At 40.2% G+C, this 14,609-nt stretch carries 13 protein-coding genes; 10 read left to right on the forward strand and 3 right to left on the reverse strand.

Annotated elements, in window-relative coordinates:
• The 3 genes from JU82_RS05645 to JU82_RS05655 form a co-directional block, all read right to left on the reverse strand.
• Nucleotides 1-1,598 (reverse strand): hypothetical protein (locus JU82_RS05645; RefSeq protein ID WP_294892284.1); only part of this gene is annotated, 1,598 nt, incomplete at its 3' end.
• Between the two features lie 12 nt (nucleotides 1,599-1,610).
• Nucleotides 1,611-2,822 (reverse strand): threonine ammonia-lyase, encoded by a 1,212-nt coding sequence (gene ilvA / locus JU82_RS05650; protein ID WP_037947776.1) that lies wholly within the window; start codon nucleotides 2,820-2,822, stop codon nucleotides 1,611-1,613.
• A 9-nt stretch (nucleotides 2,823-2,831) separates the two neighbouring features.
• Nucleotides 2,832-3,263, reverse strand: a complete 432-nt coding sequence (locus JU82_RS05655; RefSeq protein ID WP_037947779.1) for a CoA-binding protein — start codon at nucleotides 3,261-3,263, stop codon at nucleotides 2,832-2,834.
• A gap of 200 nt (nucleotides 3,264-3,463) precedes the next feature.
• Between JU82_RS05655 and JU82_RS05660 the strand changes: the two genes are divergently transcribed.
• The 10 genes from JU82_RS05660 to JU82_RS05710 all read left to right on the forward strand — a co-directional run.
• Nucleotides 3,464-4,654 carry an EAL domain-containing protein gene (locus JU82_RS05660; protein ID WP_037947782.1) on the forward strand — a complete coding sequence of 397 codons (1,191 nt, stop codon included), beginning with the start codon at nucleotides 3,464-3,466 and terminating at the stop codon, nucleotides 4,652-4,654.
• Between the two features lie 60 nt (nucleotides 4,655-4,714).
• Nucleotides 4,715-4,930 carry a hypothetical protein gene (locus tag JU82_RS05665; protein ID WP_037947785.1) on the forward strand — a complete coding sequence of 72 codons (216 nt, stop codon included), beginning with the start codon at nucleotides 4,715-4,717 and terminating at the stop codon, nucleotides 4,928-4,930.
• A gap of 521 nt (nucleotides 4,931-5,451) precedes the next feature.
• A complete protein-coding gene (locus JU82_RS05675; RefSeq protein WP_037947790.1) occupies nucleotides 5,452-6,303 on the forward strand; it encodes a hypothetical protein in 852 nt (283 codons plus the stop codon).
• 18 nt (nucleotides 6,304-6,321) lie between these two features.
• Nucleotides 6,322-10,092: an ATP-binding protein gene (locus JU82_RS05680; protein ID WP_037947793.1), complete on the forward strand. Its 3,771-nt coding sequence runs from the start codon at nucleotides 6,322-6,324 to the stop codon at nucleotides 10,090-10,092.
• A 13-nt stretch (nucleotides 10,093-10,105) separates the two neighbouring features.
• Entirely contained in the window at nucleotides 10,106-10,879 is a 774-nt protein-coding gene (locus JU82_RS05685; protein WP_037947796.1) for a nuclease-related domain-containing protein, read from the forward strand.
• The gene (locus JU82_RS05690; protein ID WP_037947799.1) at nucleotides 10,879-11,892 is read left to right on the forward strand and encodes a hypothetical protein; all 1,014 of its coding nucleotides are present in this window, start codon (nucleotides 10,879-10,881) and stop codon (nucleotides 11,890-11,892) included. Before JU82_RS05685 ends, JU82_RS05690 begins: the two co-directional genes overlap by 1 nt.
• Before the next feature lie 130 nt (nucleotides 11,893-12,022).
• On the forward strand, nucleotides 12,023-12,280 hold the full coding sequence (locus JU82_RS05695; RefSeq protein WP_037947802.1) for a hypothetical protein: 258 nt from the start codon (nucleotides 12,023-12,025) through the stop codon (nucleotides 12,278-12,280).
• A 185-nt stretch (nucleotides 12,281-12,465) separates the two neighbouring features.
• Nucleotides 12,466-13,779, forward strand: a complete 1,314-nt coding sequence (locus tag JU82_RS05700; protein ID WP_294892289.1) for a hypothetical protein — start codon at nucleotides 12,466-12,468, stop codon at nucleotides 13,777-13,779.
• A 10-nt stretch (nucleotides 13,780-13,789) separates the two neighbouring features.
• A complete protein-coding gene (locus tag JU82_RS05705) occupies nucleotides 13,790-14,005 on the forward strand; it encodes a hypothetical protein (protein WP_037947805.1) in 216 nt (71 codons plus the stop codon).
• A gap of 50 nt (nucleotides 14,006-14,055) precedes the next feature.
• Nucleotides 14,056-14,609: DUF3596 domain-containing protein (locus JU82_RS05710; protein ID WP_037947808.1), on the forward strand; the 554-nt coding region annotated here is incomplete at its 3' end.

The following is a 14,609-nucleotide window of genomic DNA, read 5'->3' on the forward strand; positions in this document are numbered from 1 at the left end:
ACCAATATATCGCACCCGTTTTGCGCCGCTGCGTAATCTCCGGCGGCATACGCTCTGCTCGTTTGAATGTAGAGCTTATCGGCATATTCCAAAACCGCCGTGTATTCGACGAACTCTTTGAGAAACGGATGGCGCTTCACCAAATCGAAAAATTTGACATAGTCGCGCTGCATTATCACCCGCTTGAAATATTCATACATGCGCCGCTTTTCAAAAAGCTGCTGAATCAGCACCGTTTTCGATGAGATGCCGCGAAACTGGGACAGTGCGGCTCTGGCCTGTTCTTCGCCGTTGGCTCCCATGATCAGTTCCTGCGCTTTGGCGAACGCTTTTTGCCACCGCGCTTCCATATTCCGGTACAGCTCGGTATCTTTAAACGCCGGGCACTGGTTCGCCAACGAATACGCCAGAGCAAACCGCTCTTCCTGCACGTTCGTTTTAAACTGGGCGTACTTTTCGTAATCGCGCAGCAGCTGGAGAACAAACGCATTTTTTTGGGAAATCCCCGCGAAGAGATCGAGCAATTCTTTGGCTTTTGCGCGCTCGTTTTTGTCCAGAAGTTCCCGCGCTTTGTTGACGACGTCGTCCCATACCCGTTCCGCGGCCTCGTATGCTTTGGAATACTGCAGAATCGGATTGTTGTTCAGTTCGTTGTAGAAGGTTTTGTACTGGCGCTCGCGCAGCTGCGCCAAATACTCCTCTTCGTTTCCGAACAGCGAGTAGATGCGGACATTTCCTCCGGCCGTTCCGACCGCCAAACGGTATGGATCTCTCATGAATGCCAATGCGGATACCGGCTCGCTCTCTTTGATATAACGCTGCGTGACCGGCTCCATGTTCTGCAGATCGTACAGTCCGACATAGCCGAGTTTGGTTCCGACGAAGGCAAAACGGTAATCGCTGCTCACGCACATCGAACACACTTCATCGTTCATCTTGCTCAGGCGTTTGATGATCTGGCCGCTGTGAAAGTCCCAGAGGATCAGTCCCCCTTCTTTATCGACCGACAAAAGCTTCCCTTCGGGGAGAAAGATGATTTTAATGATGACGCTGCCGTGTCCCCGCAGCAGGATCGGCTGTTTCATGATTCCGAGATTGAGCACATGGATCGTTCGATCAAAGCTGCCCGTCGCAATCCACTGCCCTTTTTCGTTAAACGATACGGTCGTAATGTAATCGACGTGCGGAGGCATCACGAACGCGAGCCGTCCCGTTTTTATGACCCACACAGACGCTTTCCCGTCTTGCCCGCAGGTGACGCAGTAGCGGTTGTTGGGATCGATGGCGACGCTTTCGATCTCCCCTTTGTGCCGGCCGAGTTTGTGAACGAGCGCTTTTCCGGGGATGCTGAACAACGCCGCCTGATTAGTCCCAGGAATGACCGAGCATGAATATGCCGCATTGAACGATATGTCAACGTGCGAACCGAAAAAACGTTCGTGTTGAATGTTGGTTTTGAATCCGCTGACAAGCTTATAGGTATCGGACGATGCGATGCGAAGGCTGTTGCCGGCATCGATCATCCCCAAATCTCCGTTGGAGAGGGTTTTAAGCAGGAGGATGGGTTGCTTGATATTAAATAATTTTAATAATTCCATCTCCCCGCCCTCTTAATGCTCTTCGCTGCTGAGATAGCGGTGTTCTTTGAGCATGGTGCGGATATGATCTTGGTGCTCTTTGCCTTTGGTTTCCAGATGGATAGTAACGTTGGCATCGCCGTACGCCAATGTCGTAGAGGTACGGTCATAGGCGATGTGGACGATATTGGCATTCAGCGATTGCAGCATTTCGGTCAACTGCATCAATGCACCCGGTTTGTCCACCAGCGTCACCGTCACTTTCATCTTTCGGCCCGATTTGATAAGTCCTTTTTCGATGATGACGGAAAGCAGCGTGACGTCCATATTCCCGCCGCTGAGGACAATCCCGACTTTTTTGTTTTTGAGTTCGTCGAGCTTGCCGTGCAGCATCGCGGCGACACCTGCGGCACCCGCTCCTTCGACAACCAGTTTTTGGCGCTCTAACAGAAACAGGATCGCATTCGCAATCTCTTCATCATCAACGGTGACGATCTGATCGACCGTCTCCAAAATGTGTCCCAGCGTGATTTCGGAGGTGTCGCGTACGGCGATACCGTCGGCAATCGTCCGTACCGACGTACTGTCGATCGGCTGTTTCGCATCAAAAGACTCTTTCATCGCCGGAGCGCCCTGCGCACTGACGCCGATCACTTTCGTCTGCGGAGAGAGGGCTTTGATCGCCGACGCCATTCCCGAGATCAATCCCCCGCCGCCGACGGGGATCACTACGGCGTCCAAATCGGGACACGTTTCGAGCATCTCCAGCGCAATCGTCCCCTGCCCGGCCATAACGGCCTCATCGGCAAACGGATGGACGAACACCATGTCGTGCTCTTGGCCGTACGCGGACGCATACGCATACGCTTCGTCGTAGTTGCTTCCGGCCAAAATGACCTCGGCACCGTAGTAGCGCACGCCGTTAATCTTGGTCAGAGGGGTCGATTCGGGCATGACGATCAACGCCTTGATCCCGAAAATCTGAGCCGCCATCGCAACACCCTGAGCGTGGTTCCCCGCACTCGCCGCGATGACCCCCTGCGCACGTTCGGATTCGCTCAACGTCGCTATTTTGTTGTAGGCTCCCCGGATTTTAAACGCTCCGGTCACTTGGAGGTTCTCTTTTTTGAGATAAATTTCACATCCGCACTCTTCGCTGAGTCTGGGTGCATAGGCAAAGGGCGTTTCGACGACTACCCCTTGGATACGTTCATTGGCTTGATAAATAGTGGTTAAATCGATCAATGGTTCCCTTTATGCGTGGATCAGGCGATGTTCGATCATCGTGCAGTGGTTCTGTACGACGCGCATTCCCGCCGCTTTCGCTTTTTCAGCCGCCTCGTTGTTGACGATCCCTTTTTGCGCCCAGAATACTTTGACGTCACCGCGTTCGATGCACGCATCGGCAATAGGATTCAGCGCATCGGGTTTACGGAAAATATTGACCATATCGACCGCACACGGAATCTCGGCAAGCGAACGGTAGACCTTTTCCCCTAAAATCGTCTCTTCTTTGGGATAGACAGGGATGATCGTGTAACCTGCGTTTTTGAGATATTCGGCGACGCGGTAACTGTCTTTGGTCGAATCGGGAGAAAGACCCATGACGGCGATGGTCTTCACGTCGTTGAAAATTGCTTTGATCTCGTCATTCGTTGCATTGACGGTCGGAAACTCGCACTCCATGTAAACTCCTAGGCGCATTATGTAAGTATCCCATTATACCAAAATCCTCGGCCAAGACGCTACGGAGCTCTTGACGCCAAAGCCCTGAATGCACGGAAGTACGAACACACCTGCCTATTTTTTAATCATCGTCCTGCACACCGGGTAAGAATAAAACAGTATTATCGCATTCCTAATATATCGCATCAGGGAGGACCGGAATGAGCAGGATCAAGGAAATACTGGAAAACAGACGTCTCATCATCCATTTCCAACCCATCATTTCCGTTAGGGGACGCACCTTCTTCGGCGTGGAAGCCTTGATACGGGGAATCTCTTCGGACGGTACGCTGATCCCTCCTGGGCTTCTTTTCGACGAAGCTGCCGAGGAAGGCCTCAACGTCGAGCTCGACCGCCTTGCCCGTCACCTCGCCATCGAATCGTTTTTCCCTCTCTGGCAAGAGAACAAACGCCTTTTGCTGTTTGTAAATTTCGAATCAAAACTCATCGATTCCTTCGAACCGGGGTCTTATCTCTTCGACGGGCTTTTAAGTCGTCACGGCATCCCTTTCAGCAACATCGTCCTTGAAATCAAAGAAGACGAAATCCACGACACCGAAAAACTCGAAGATTTCTGCACCCATTACCGCAATCTCGGCTTCAACATCGCACTGGACGATTTCGGAATCGGCAGCTCGAGCTTTGATCGCCTTGGAGTCGTGCGCCCCAATATCATCAAAATCGACCGCTCCCTCATGAGCAATATCGGATCGAACCATATCCATCAGGAAATCGTCCACGCCATCTGCCGCATGAGTACCAATATCGGCGCGATCGCTCTCGCAGAAGGGGTCGAGGAACTTGAAGAAGCGGGCTTTGCCAAGCACGCCGGGGCTACACTGATTCAGGGGTTTTGGTTCTCCCGACCGAGCGCCAACCCTGTATGCGACAACTTCCGAGGACAAATCGATCTGCTCAAATCCTACTGCGACCGTCTGCACGCTGATACCCATGCGTACAATGAGGCACTCCGCCATCAGGGCGAATCGCTGTGCCTGACATTCCAGGAGAGCATCGCCTCTTTGAGTGACATCTACGGATGGGAACACACCCTCAGACCGATCGCCGATGCCGTATCCAACATCGAAACCCTCTATCTCATCAACGCCTCGGCCCGGCAGGTCGGCCCGACCCTTCTACTGGGGAACACGCGCTCTTTTTTCGAGCCTATGGAGCATGGAAGCGACCACTCACGCAAAGAGTATTATGTCCGCACTCTCGACTCGATGAACCAGTATTATCTGACAGGCAATTATGTCTCACTGGCGACGGGTAACCTGTGTTGTACCTATGCGAGGAAAATAGAGATTGAGGATCAGTCATTCGTGCTGTGCATCGATTTCATACGGTAGGAGACGTCAGTACGCTCCCTATTTTTTGATATAATGCTGCTTTTTTAAAAGGCACGTTATATGAAATTGCACTGGTTGAATTACTGGATGATGCTGCACGCCGCACTGTTCTGGGTCATCATCTACTTCTGTATTTTCAAAATACTAGGCTATTACCAAGTCGAATGGGCGACCTTGTTTCAATGGTGGTGGTGGAATTTATTTGCGTATCTGTACGTGGCTTTTATGCATTTCATCGTGAGAAATAACAAAAAGGCAGCCAAGCCATCCCTCTAATCCAGTGTTTTCGGCACTGAATACTCTTCATAACAGACTTGATATATCATTTGGTTGGATTTCAATGATGAAGGCAGGCACAACGTAAGCCGCGTGCTTTTTACCCCCTAAAATACGGGCTTTAAAAGGGTTCTGTGACAGAATTGCTATGCATCTTGCAGTACATGTTTAAATTGGCTATCTTGAAAAAAAACAAAATGTCTGGTGTCAATACTACATCATTTAATATCTTAGAAAACATTTTTTAATAAAATTCGAAAAATTTAGCTTAATAAATATAAGATACCCCATCAAAAAAAAATGAGCTCAGATGAAAATAAAACTTATTGTCATTGTATTATTTTTTATCGTATTGATTCTATCATTTATGTTCTCTAAACTAAATATTGATATATCGTACAAAGACATAGCTATCAAGTTAAAAGGTGAAAAGCGGATTGAAAAGGACTTTAAAGAAGATAACAATCATACTATTATACAAACTTTAGGAAACCAGTCTCCAATTATCAACGGTAGTACAAATGTCAATTATTATCAGTCGAAATAACTTTTTCTTTATCTTTTTTCTTTTAAATACATTGTTAGTCGCCGGTGACATTCAATCTACTGCTGGGGAAAAATCACCTGTTGTCAATGCTAAAAATGTTGAATTGAAATATTATGGCAATACATACCTCAACAAGACAATCAATACTTATCAAGAAAGAATAGGCTCAAAAATTGCAATAAGGCGTATTTTTTTGATTCCATCAATTCAATTTAATCAGCAAGACTCTTTTTTATACGAAAATGCTGAAGTATATCTGGAACTGCAGAGTATTTCATCACAACCCTTACTAGTCACATCGGCAAGAATCAATGTTGTTAATACAAAATTGGTCAGACCCAAAGGTCGTTCACTTGGTATATACATACTGTCTGATAAAATAACACATAATGCGAATAGGAAATTATTATTATTTGAACCTGGCGAAGTGAAGGTTGTTCAGTTGGCCCAGTCCTTTCGTTTTGATGGCATAATGAACTTTATGAACAATAACATTAATACAGATATACAAAAAATGCCATTTAGACCATATACATTATCCTCGGATGATCTTGTACAAAAGTTAAATAATTTTTTTCAATCGCGATATGGGAAAAAGGCTGCATTTCACATCAGAATTTTCGAGAAAGACTTTCAACCATTAATCGATACAACAGTATTTTTTTCAAATGGTGGGACTATGTTTAGCGAACAAGATATTGAGAAAAATAACTATACTATAGACTATGGTGGTTTTCTTGGTGAAATAGTTAACGTTTTTCAACATGGGGAGAAAGATAGTTTTCAACAATATTTTATGTCAAATAATGGAAATCTTTCTTTTTAAAATGTGGTATTCGTATAGATGTCAAAAATAAACCAAATTGAAAAAAAACTACAAGAAATTGATGCCACAAAATTTCATAAACTATTAGATGCTTATTTGTCTAAAAAGTTCTCTTGCTCAGTTCATTCTAATGGTACAAAATTGGGAGAAAACAAACCATCAAAAGGTACGCCCGATAGTTATGCCATACTCCAAAATGGTCAGTATCTGTTTATGGAATACACAACACAAAAAACAGGTATTACCGAAAAATTTTTAAAAGACTTAGAAAAATGCTTTGACGAAAAAAAAACTGGTATTCCATCAAATCAGATTGATAAAATTATACTAGCTTGCAACTCCGACCTCAATACACAAGATACTAAGCAATTCAGCGATTATTGCAAACAAAAAAATGTTGAATGTGAATTTCTTGGAAATTCATTTATTGCGAACGAGCTGTTCAATACTTATGCAAGTATCGCAAAAGAGTTTTTAAATGTTTCAATAGATACAGGTCAAATATTAGATTATGATGATTTTATAAAAACGTATGATACAAATAAGTATTCTACGTCATTGAGCACCTCCCTACAACATAGAGAAAATGAAATTGAAAAATTTCATAAATGCTTGGAAGAGACAGTAATAACATTAATAACTGGAGTGGCAGGGGTAGGGAAAACAAAATTAGCTCTTGAATCTTGTAAAACCTATGCGAGTGAAAAAGGGTTTATATTTAAAGCTATTTTAAATAGAGGTGCAAATATTTTCGACGATATGAAAGTATATTTCGATGCTGAATCTGAACGCTATATAGTTCTCATTGATGATGTTAATAGAGTTCATGTTGCATTAGAATATTTTCAAGAATATTTTGGTGAGAAAATCAAAAAAGGTGATCTAAAGATTGTTGCTACAGTGAGGGACTATGCCAAAGAGAAGATTTTTCAAATCGTTCCTAAGGAAATAAGTTACTCTGAAATCGAATTAAAACCCTTGGATGATGAGTTTATTAAGAACATTGTAAAAAATGAGTACAGTATTACTAATCCTATTTTTCTTGAGAGAATTACAGAAGTATCGCAAGGCAATCCACGTTTAGCACTAATGGCAGCTTCAGTAGCTAAAAAGCATGATAGATTAGAGGCTATATATGATGTAACAACACTATATGATGAATACTTTTCAAGTGTAAAACAAGATATTGAAGCTTTTGAACAATCAGATTTACTTTTGAGTATAGTTATTATTGCATTTTTTAGAGTTGTTGATAAGGAAAACACAAAACAAGTTGAACTATTAGAAAAGGCATTTGGTATTTCAATTATCGATATGTGGAAGAGTGTAGAAGAATTACACCGTCTTGAAATTGTCGATTTGTATGAAAACAATGTTGTCAAAGTCTCTGATCAAATTTTATCTACATACCTATTTTACAAGATAGTCTTTGTAGATAAAAAAATTAAAATAAATATTTTTTTAGAACACTTTTTTCCCACTTATAAAGGAAGATTTGTAGATATATTAAATCCTTTATTAAATACATTTGATTCCCAGCTTATTGTGGAAGTATTGCGTGAGCCAGTAAATACATTATGGGATCGATGTCTGGGAAATGAACAAGACTTATATGCGACGATGAATGTATTTTGGTTTTTAACGCAAACCAATATACTCATTTATTTTTCGAATAAAATTAACAGTTTAACTGTTGAAATGATTGATCTAGGCTCTTTGAATTTTTGGCAACGAATCAATACAAATCATATAGATGACATACTCAGTCAATTAGCTGTGTTTAGACATGATTTTACAAACAATAGAAAATTTGCCATAGAACTTATAATTGGCTATTTTCAAAAACAACCATCTAAATTACCACAAATTATTACTGTACTTACAGATCATTATGGAGTTCAACACAAAAGTTATTTGCACAATTATGAAACAGAAAAATTATTAGTCGACACAGTTTGGAAAGCATGTGACAATGGTAAAAATGAACTTGTTAGCAAACTATTTTTGAGAGTATGTAGTAAGTTGTTAAAAACTGAATTTGAATCCCATAGCCAAAAAGGCAAGTTAATTGTGATGAGCTTTTATAAACTGGTAGAAACAGAAGAGTTGCATGTTCTTAGAAATAGTATTTTTGACAAAATAGTTTCATTATACGCCAATGAAAAAAGTCAAGATGACATTGAATATTTAATTAGTAAGTATCCATCGGGTTTAGGGCATAGATATGCAATTTCAGATGTTGAGAAATGGGATGTGCAAAATATTTTGGATTTTATTACAAAACATTTTGATATTACCTCATATACTCACTGCAAAATTGTTCAAGAATTATTGAATTCATTTGATATGCGATCCATCGAATATGATAAAAATTTGCGTGTCACATTTAAGCATCCGATTTATGAGATTGAAAAAATACTTTTACAGGATGGTGGGGATATCTATTTAGAACATTCTCATGAAGAACAATTTCATTGGGATGCATGTCAAAAAATTAAACACGATAGGCTTATTGCTTTTGTTAATGGTTATACTTTTGAAGACTGGAATCAACTACTTGAGACTTGTATCCATATTGGCAAGGATCGATTCAGAGAAGAGTATAAATTTAAAAACAATCTGAGTGAGCTTTTTCATATTTTGGCAGAAAAAGACCAAAAATTATATGTTGATGTTTTAAAAAAATATCTTGAAATTGGCAACCCCTTTTTATTGAGCTTAAATCTTTTAAATTTGGTCAAAATTGTAGGTAAGCAAAATGCATTAGAAATTTTGCATAATTACGAATTCAAAGAGAAAGAAAAATGGATTTTTAATTTTTTTATTGTCTTACCAGTAGTAGAGATTAGTGCCAATGATATTGAACAACTACTAGACAACTATCAATTATTTCCATTAGAAGCTTTGCCATATCATTTAGACTATTTGACGAGTTATGTACAAATCCTACCAAAGATTTTTTCACAAGTTGTTTCTATATTGATCCAACGTGCTTTGAATGAAGATATCAGATTTGTGTTTTGTTTTGAGATAATTTTTAATCATGTTACCAATATATTTAAACATTTGAATGAGTATTTTGATGGCGAAATTGAATTGTTGTGCAAAGCATATTTGCTTTGTATGAATAGAGATGGTCATTTTGATTATAGTTTGCATGCTTTGAACAAATTAATAGATTTGGATAATACATTTGTTGAACAGTTTATTGCGAAATTATTTGAGAAAGATGGATACATTAGTTCGTATAGCATTCAAAGAGACTTTACCCTTATTTTGAATAGAGATGATTTTGAGAGCATTTTTTCACGAATAATAGAAGCTGTATATGCTATTCCGTCGAGTAAAGGCATATGGGGCAAGGGTGAAGTATTAAAAGCTTTTTTTCTAAACCGTGAAAATCAAGATCAAATTGATAAAAAAGCGGATAATTTGCTAAGAAATTACATTGATAAATATTTTGCTAAAAAGAAACGAATGATTTTTATTTTTGAACTCATTTGTGAATTTGATGATCAAAGAAGGATAAATCTAATAGCTCATTTTTTAAAGAAAAATCATTCATTCGAAATGTTTGAAAAATTGTCTTTAGAACCAATGGGACGTAGCTGGAGCGGCAGTAGAATTCCTTCATTGCAAAAAGAAATTGATTTCTACGAATCATTAATTAAACATATGGATAATATTCACTTACTTCAACATAAACAAAAAATGGAACAGAATATTAGTTACTTAAAAAGTGATATTGAAAGAGAGAAAAAAAACGATTTCATGGAAGATGATTATTAAAAGGCGATGTCAAATGCAAACTAAAAAATCCCCCCTCAAAGACAAACCCCTCCGTCATGCAGGACAGTCGCTTGATGAGGAAATAAATCGCCTCATAGAAGACGATGCCATACCTTACATCAGTGTTTCTTTGCTCATGATAGTTTTATGTATACTCGAATGGTATCGATGGTATTTTCAATTACCCCCTTCCCCATTCATATTTACATCTCTTGCACTTCTGGTCGTTGGATTTAGCACTTACAAAATAATCAATACTCGATCACAGTTAAAAAATCTTCGACTCGGTCGCGATGGTGAAAGAGCTGTAGGACAATATCTAGAAAGCTTTCGTTCAACCCATGGCATCAAAGTTTTTCATGATATCAAAAGTGATAGTTTTAATATTGATCACATAGTAGTTTCGACAAAAGGAATCTATATAATCGAAACAAAAACCCATTCAAAACCGGCCAAAGGTAAAGCCGAAATCATCTTTGACGGCAAACAACTTTTATTTAACGGTGCTAATTACGGAGATCGTATCATTATTCAAGTCAAAGCTGAAAACAAATGGCTCTCTGAGTTAATCGAAGAATTAACAGCAAGAAGATTTCCAATTCAGCCTGTCATAGCTTTTCCCGGTTGGTTTGTAAAGATGACCAATACCAATGATAGTGGGATATGGGCATTAAATCCTAGAGGATTGCCAACGTTTCTGAACAACCAAAAAGAAGCCATGACACTCGAAGATGTTCAATTGGTTTCAAATCATTTAAGCCGATATATTCGATCATTAGAAAAGTAATGCAAAAAGAATTCATTGATAATCTGAATACTTATATTAGTTGCTTTTCTGATGGAGAAAGTCGAAATAAAGAATTTATTGATTTTTTGAACAAGTATCAGCACCATAAAGAAATATGGCACTTTTTATACGAAGTACGATTTAATCTTAAAAGTAATGATTTTGATTCAATTGTAAAAATATTATCACTCGGATTTTTTGCTATTGAACTCTTCAAAGAAAAAGAGACATCGGATAAAGAGCATTGGGTGAAAATTCGTCGCCTTGAAAAACAGCGTAAAAACATTACCCCTTATATCAATGGCTTAAAACATTCATTGGAACTGTATGAGTGCATAAACGATCATAAATTAATCAAACATACAAAAATTGCAATCTCGATTTTTGAATCATTTTTAGCGGATGATGATCTGACAATTGAGAAACTGTCTCTCGCACACTTTATGGTAACTACATTACGCCATGGCTCAAAAGAATATGATGAAGAAACTGGAATCTATAAAGATATTCCATTTGACCCTCACCATTTGATAGAGGAAAAAAGTGGGGTAAGAAATCAAATAAAGCAATTTATTCCAGAAGTAGAACCGTTAATTAAATCATATGAAGACGTAGTTTATTTAGCCTCCATATTGAATTTTTTTGAGGGGTATCGAATTAAAACAGATATGATCTTAAAGTCGATCGCAATTAAACTTTATAATTATCCATTGTGGGTGAATCCGCATCGACTAAATTCCATAAACAAGTCTGCCTTAAAACGTAGTATTGAGAATCTTCTATCCCAGTATAGTGATACAGAAAAATTTTCTTTCGATTATAAAAAAGCAAAAAATTTTTATGTTAAGACATACTTCCATTCATCTCCTATATTAGCGTTAGAGGGCAAAAATAATAAGGGGAAATTCCAAAGCCTCTTTAATCCTGAACAGTATTATTCTGCTCTTAAAAATGATCCTGAAAAGTATAATTCTGAAAAGGTAATCCTGAATTCAATGTTCTTCACTAACTAAATTTTCCTAATTTTCAGGGAAAAAAAACCTATCCTGTACACCACCCTATTTCATATAATTTTCCTCGTTATATAACTCGAAAATGGCAAAGCGCTTTGTCGAATCCAAAATTTAAAAAAAGGATTTGACTATGATCAAATTAACTGGAACCCTTCTCAATGTCTACACTTCGAACGATTTCACCAACAAGGAAACAGGTGAAGTGGTACGAGGTAAAAACAAGTTGCAATTGCTTTTGGAAACCCCTCTTAAAAACGGCGGTTCACGTAAAGAGCTGATTGACATCTCTATCCCTGCTGAAAAAGTACACCTCTACAAAGGTCAAGAAAATGAGCTTGTAGATGTTGATGTCGCCATTGTCGGCAAAGCTATCTTCTATGGTATTTGATTCAGCGCATACGTAGGCTATGAGCCTTTCCGGCGGCTATGCCGCCCGCAGGCTCAATGCCGTTAGGTATGCGCATTAGCTCAGGGGGTTCTAGTAACACCCCCTGACATAAGTCAAATTACATTCTCCCCTTTTGCATTTTTACAAATAAATAATTGACGCTTTAGCGTCGAAAGGAATACATTATGCAATCTTCTATTGCCGAAAAATTGCCTTATGCAAGCGGTATTGACGCATTGTATTATTTTGCACAAAGCGGTGCTTTCTATGATCGATTATATGAGGAGATTATTCATCAAATCGAAGAAAAGAAAGCCTATTTTAAAAGCCTAAACTATCAGCATGCTGATAATGACATTACGGTAACCATTAACGGAATCGATGTCATTTACAGCGGGATGGGACGTGATGGCTTTCATTGGTTCAACCATGACTTTTTCAGAGCGGGATTCAAAGACCCCGAAAAAGCAATGAATATCCACAACATACGCATACAGCTCAATGCAATCGGTATCTATACTCTGGGATTAAAATCGTTGATCGAATACGTCAACACAAAGTTTCTCGGAGAATACACGATGAGAGTATTCCCGATCACGCGGATCGACCTGAACATGTTCATCCAACACGATTTCAGCTATCTGCGAAAAGAAATGATTTTGTCCAAAAAACAAAATCATTCCGCGAACATAGGTGAGCGTTCCAACGCCTATGAGCTTGAAACATACTATGTCGGGAAGAAACCCTTTTTGCTCCGTGTCTACAACAAGCACAAAGAGCTTGCAACTGCTACACCGATCAAACGGGAGATTATGCACAACCATTTCGGGATTCATGGGATGGACTTGGAAAAGCCAATCTTCAATGTCGAATTTGAGATGCACAGGGAGTATCTGAAGCAGTACGGGATCGATACGATAGATGATGCACTCAAACACGCCAAAGTTCTGTTTAAAAACGCCTGCGATCAGATCAGGCTGATTGATCCTTCCAGTGTAAGCGAAAAGACGCTTCAAAGCTCAAACCGTAAGCGGGCTAGCACCCTGCCCGTCTGGGATCATATCAAGTACCACTACGACATCACGGACTTTATGCAGATCGATACCCCGCTGGAGAAGATCGAGAAGATCAGCTTCCGCTATTCGTTGCAGGATGCGGAGAAGTCGATTAAGAAGGTCATCACCCGATTGCTCGTCCACAAGAACGATCCCACCCTGCTCTTTTTCCTCGATGTACTTCAAAAGGCCAAAGCAGAATTCGATATGCGACAACGGATAAAAAACCTACATGAGCAACACACCGAGGATCAATCGCAACCTACGTTCGAGGAAGAACTCAGGACGTACAGTGATGAGGGATTGTGGAATCTGGATACAAGACTATCAATCGAGATGGACGGACTGGATAGGGACTCGCCTTTGTATGAGGATCTGTCGTATCGCTACATTGTCCTGACAAATGAGATGCAACGGCGTAAACTGTTGCCAGAGGCGTTTTAAAGGTAGCACAATGCGGTACTTGTCCCTCACCCATTTGGCAGGGTATTATGATGTCCATCCAGACACCTTGCGCCGTCGCTTTAGAGAACTTGATATTAAGAAAGATGAACATTTTATCGTCATTGGAAATTGCATCAGATTCGATGTTGCCAAGATTCATCCTCTCCTGACTGGAGAATACGCCGATGAGCGTTTTGAAAATGTTCTAAATCGGTTGCTAATATGATCGATGCTACAATGTCGCCGCATAGCATTTCTGTCCGAAGGGATAGAAAAATGGCAAACGTATACGTGCGTGGCAACAAGTTATGGGTTGATTACTTTGTCGAAGGTCGGCGGGTACGCAAGGCAACAGGGTTGGAAGATACAAAGTCCAATCGTGCCTTCGTCAACAAGACAATCATTCCAAAGCTTCTAACCATGATAGCAACAGGCGAAATACATAGAAGACAGCCCAAAACCTTTGGGCATTATTTCAAGGTATTTTTAACCCTCAAAGATTCAAACCGTTCCTATTTCGTCAAGAAACCGATCTGGGATAAGGTAAATGCCCGTTTTAAAGATTTGGAGATCGACAAGATCACGCGGCTCGATGTTAAAAGCTACATCACAAGCCTACCGATCAAGGCGGTATCCAAAGGTGCTTATAAAACGGTTTTGCAGGAAGTATTTGAGCTTGCCATTGATGATGGTATATTAAGCACCAACCCAGCGGTCAACATCAAACTGCGGGACGATTCGCAGAAGAAGATTGAATACTTTTCCAAAGAAGAAGTCAATCTGATCCTATCGAACGCCGAAGGGATCATGAAACCCTATTTGATGTTGGC

Source organism: Sulfuricurvum sp. MLSB (assembly GCF_000747095.1).
GTDB lineage: Bacteria > Campylobacterota > Campylobacteria > Campylobacterales > Sulfurimonadaceae > Sulfuricurvum.

Excerpts from the sequence above, each read along its gene's own strand:
- JU82_RS05705 (WP_037947805.1), top strand. The coding sequence starts at position 13,790 with ATGCGGTACTTGTCCCTCACCCATTTGGCAGGGTATTATGATGTCCAT.
- JU82_RS05660 (WP_037947782.1), top strand. The coding sequence starts at position 3,464 with ATGAGCAGGATCAAGGAAATACTGGAAAACAGACGTCTCATCATCCAT.
- JU82_RS05675 (WP_037947790.1), top strand. The coding sequence starts at position 5,452 with ATGTCAATTATTATCAGTCGAAATAACTTTTTCTTTATCTTTTTTCTT.
- JU82_RS05685 (WP_037947796.1), top strand. The coding sequence starts at position 10,106 with ATGCAAACTAAAAAATCCCCCCTCAAAGACAAACCCCTCCGTCATGCA.
- JU82_RS05665 (WP_037947785.1), top strand. The coding sequence starts at position 4,715 with ATGAAATTGCACTGGTTGAATTACTGGATGATGCTGCACGCCGCACTG.
- JU82_RS05680 (WP_037947793.1), top strand. The coding sequence starts at position 6,322 with ATGTCAAAAATAAACCAAATTGAAAAAAAACTACAAGAAATTGATGCC.
- JU82_RS05655 (WP_037947779.1), bottom strand. The coding sequence starts at position 3,263 with ATGGAGTGCGAGTTTCCGACCGTCAATGCAACGAATGACGAGATCAAA.
- JU82_RS05690 (WP_037947799.1), top strand. The coding sequence starts at position 10,879 with ATGCAAAAAGAATTCATTGATAATCTGAATACTTATATTAGTTGCTTT.
- JU82_RS05700 (WP_294892289.1), top strand. The coding sequence starts at position 12,466 with ATGCAATCTTCTATTGCCGAAAAATTGCCTTATGCAAGCGGTATTGAC.
- JU82_RS05695 (WP_037947802.1), top strand. The coding sequence starts at position 12,023 with ATGATCAAATTAACTGGAACCCTTCTCAATGTCTACACTTCGAACGAT.